The following is a 3190-nucleotide window of genomic DNA, read 5'->3' on the forward strand; positions in this document are numbered from 1 at the left end:
CAGTAGCAGGAACCGTTGGAATAATTGCAAATGCAGTTAAGGTTGAAACCAATATGATAATTGATATAAGATTTCTGTATTCAAATTTAACCCGACTGAAGATCATTCCATTCATTTTCAACTACAACTATCTATATGTCAAAAAATAAATCCTTTGAACTATAAAATACAATAAAATTATAATTTGAACCCTTCACGAACCCCTCTGATAATTTGAGCTCTTTGTTCTGAATCAAATTGACTAAATCTTAAAAGACGGCTGCAAATTGTAAAGCCCAATGAGCAAAAATACTCCAAACCTTTTAAGTTTTTGCGAATAAAGTATATCCTGTTCCTTGTTCCATAAAATATAGTGAACGGTGAGGTTTTACCGCCGGTTGATGTACTAACCTTATGATAAACATGTAACAGGGGCAATAGCTTAACTTTATATCCACATTGATAAACGCGATACATAAAATCGGTATCATCATAATAAACAAAATATTTTTCGTCCATAAGGCCTGCTTTTTTGAAAACCTGATTATCAATCAGCATAAAACATGTTGGCGCATAATCAAAATATTTTTCCTCATTATAAATTGGTCCATCATCATCACCCTCTCCTATGTGTGTAGTTAAGCCCTTGTACATGGCAAATGCTCCGCCTGCCATCCAGATCTTTTTATTATCATAAAAATATATCTTAGGGATAATAATTGATTCAGCGCGCGTTTCGGCATGCAGCACCATATCAGTTAAAAGCTCCGGCTGCAAAAACTCAATGTCGTTATTTAATAACAGCGTATAAGTAGAACCCTCATTTATTGATAGCTCAATACCCTGATTATTGCCACGGGCCACACCGGCATTTGCCGTATTTTTAACATGTGTATAATTGGTAATACTGTATTTACTTGTTAAGTCCTTTAACAGTTTATTTGTATTATCATTAGTCGCGTTATCAATTAAGTATAAATGGTAGTCGGTGAATGTTTGTACCGATAAGCTTTTTAAAAACCCATCTAAAACATTATCACTACCATACAATACGGTAACTAAACCTACCTTTGCCATTATTATTTAAATAACCCCTTTTGTTTCATCTCGGCAAGTGAATCTTCATATTTGCCTGCACTAATTTCCTGTCCATTTACCCATTCTGCAAATTTGCCTATCCCATATCCAAAATTAACTTTTGGCTTAAATTCAAGTATTTTACCAATTTTATCAATGTCGGCATAGTTGTGTCTTATATCGCCCAGCCTGTAATTTCCGGTAACATTCAGGGGTACGGTTATATTATATTTTTCAACTAAGGTTTTTGCCACAGTAAGTACATCAATGGCTACGCCAGTACCTACATTAAAAATTTCATTATTTGCCTCTTCCTTTATTATACCCAAATAGGTTGCGTTCACAACATCATCTATAAATACAAAATCCCTGCTCTCCAATCCATCTTCAAAAATATTTATGGCTTTGCCATTTTTTATCAGAGTAGAGAATATGGAAAGGATTCCTGTATATGGATTGGTTAATGATTGTCCGGGGCCATATACGTTTTGATATCTGAAGGCAACCGGGGCTATTCCTATTGTTGGACAAACAGTCATGATCATTTGCTCCTGATTTTGCTTGGTGATACCGTAAACCGAGGAAGGATGAATTTTCGAATCTTCATTTGTTGCTACCAGTTTTAAAGGCTGGTAACATCCCGGGTATTTTACTTCAAAATCACCCTTGTCCATTAAAGCCGAGGATCTGTGCTTGGGATATACATAACCAAGTTCTTCAGAATAATATCTCCCCTCCCCGTAAATTGACCTTGACGAAGCAATTACTATCTTTTTTACATGGTGTTTGGTATTAGCCAAAATATCCAGCATCAGGGCCGTTCCCTGGATATTAACATCTGTATACTTTGCAATTTCATACATGGATTGCCCTGTTCCTGTTTCTGCGGCAAAATGTACAATAACTTCATTATCCTGAATACTTTTCTCCCAATCGTTTTTTGAGGTGACTGTACCTTTAATAAAGTTTACTTTGTTTTTTATAGATTTATATAATGGGGATGTATTATCGGGATCATCACCATGAATTTGAACAGACAGATTATCTAATACTGTTATTTCATGATTTTCTGATAATAAGCGTAAAGCCAAATTACTGCCAATAAACCCGGCTCCCCCGGTTATAAGTATCTTCATAATTTATAATTAATAAAGTTTCCTTTTGGATCAACTTTTTCCCAATTTTCTGTTTCAGGGTTATATCGTTTCACAATTTTTGCTGGCGCCCCGGCTATAATGCAATAATCAGGAAATATGCCGCCCACAACTGAATTAGCTCCTACTACATTATGCTTCCCTAAAAATGTACCGGGCAGTATAACAGCATTATTATAAATTTTACAATCGGCACCAATGCTAACCTCGCCAACCTGCAAGGGTTGTTTTTCGGGTGGCAGGCTTATGTTGGTGTAAGGGTGATTAATGTCTGTTATCGTAACATTTGCAGCGATAGCTGTATTACTTCCAATTACAATTTTATTGGCACAGGTTAAATGCAGGTTTTGTTCTATCGATACATTGTCACCAATTTGAATAACCGGATTAAATTTAACTTTTTCGTGCTGAACCACCCCTTCTACTCTTGCATTGTTCCTGATAAAAACATTTTCACCAACAATGATATATCGTGAAGTAAAAACAATGGGGTTTATAACCAGGAATTTACCATGTGCTTTTTTTATAAATGGCCTATAAAACAACATTGTTTTAATGTAGTGATATCTCCAAAATATTTTCCTGAAAATAATTTCAACTCCCATTTATAGTCAAATAAAACTGGTCAAAAAACTGGATAAGCTATATTTTATTTTTTCGAGCAAATGATTTCAATTGCATCACCCTTTTTAAATAGATTCAACAACTTGGCAATTTGATGGGCAATGGCTCTGAAGAATGCATTTTTAATAAAAAAACCTTCTTCAGACATTTTTCCATTATTCCTGTTCAAGTATATTTGAAGACTGCCAAGAACCCCGGCATAATCTCCATTATATGATACTTTTTCTACCACAAAACCATGTTTTTCTACCATTTTACATAAAGTAGAAACCGAATAATTAAAGGGGTGTACAGGAGCGCCCAGGTACCACCAATATTTTTTGAAAAGGCGCCCGTTGAAGCTTTCGATATTAGGT

The 3190-nt window shown here is 35.0% G+C and carries 4 protein-coding genes; all 4 read right to left on the reverse strand.

The features are described 5' to 3' along the window. Positions 1 to 177: 177 nt before the first annotated feature. Positions 178 to 1056 (reverse strand): glycosyltransferase family 2 protein, encoded by an 879-nt coding sequence (locus AC1DRQ_RS30435; RefSeq protein ID WP_477429705.1) that lies wholly within the window; start codon positions 1054 to 1056, stop codon positions 178 to 180. Between the two features lie 2 nt (positions 1057 to 1058). After that, entirely contained in the window at positions 1059 to 2192 is a 1134-nt protein-coding gene (locus AC1DRQ_RS30440) for an NAD-dependent epimerase/dehydratase family protein (RefSeq protein WP_477429707.1), read from the reverse strand. Continuing rightward, positions 2189 to 2758: an LbetaH domain-containing protein gene (locus AC1DRQ_RS30445; protein WP_477429709.1), complete on the reverse strand. Its 570-nt coding sequence runs from the start codon at positions 2756 to 2758 to the stop codon at positions 2189 to 2191. Before AC1DRQ_RS30445 ends, AC1DRQ_RS30440 begins: the two co-directional genes overlap by 4 nt. Positions 2759 to 2859: 101 nt before the next feature. Continuing rightward, positions 2860 to 3190, reverse strand: a 331-nt coding sequence (locus AC1DRQ_RS30450) for a hypothetical protein (protein ID WP_477429710.1), incomplete at its 5' end; no start/stop codon positions are given.

The sequence above is a fragment of the Mucilaginibacter sp. P4_E8 genome (assembly GCF_056401495.1).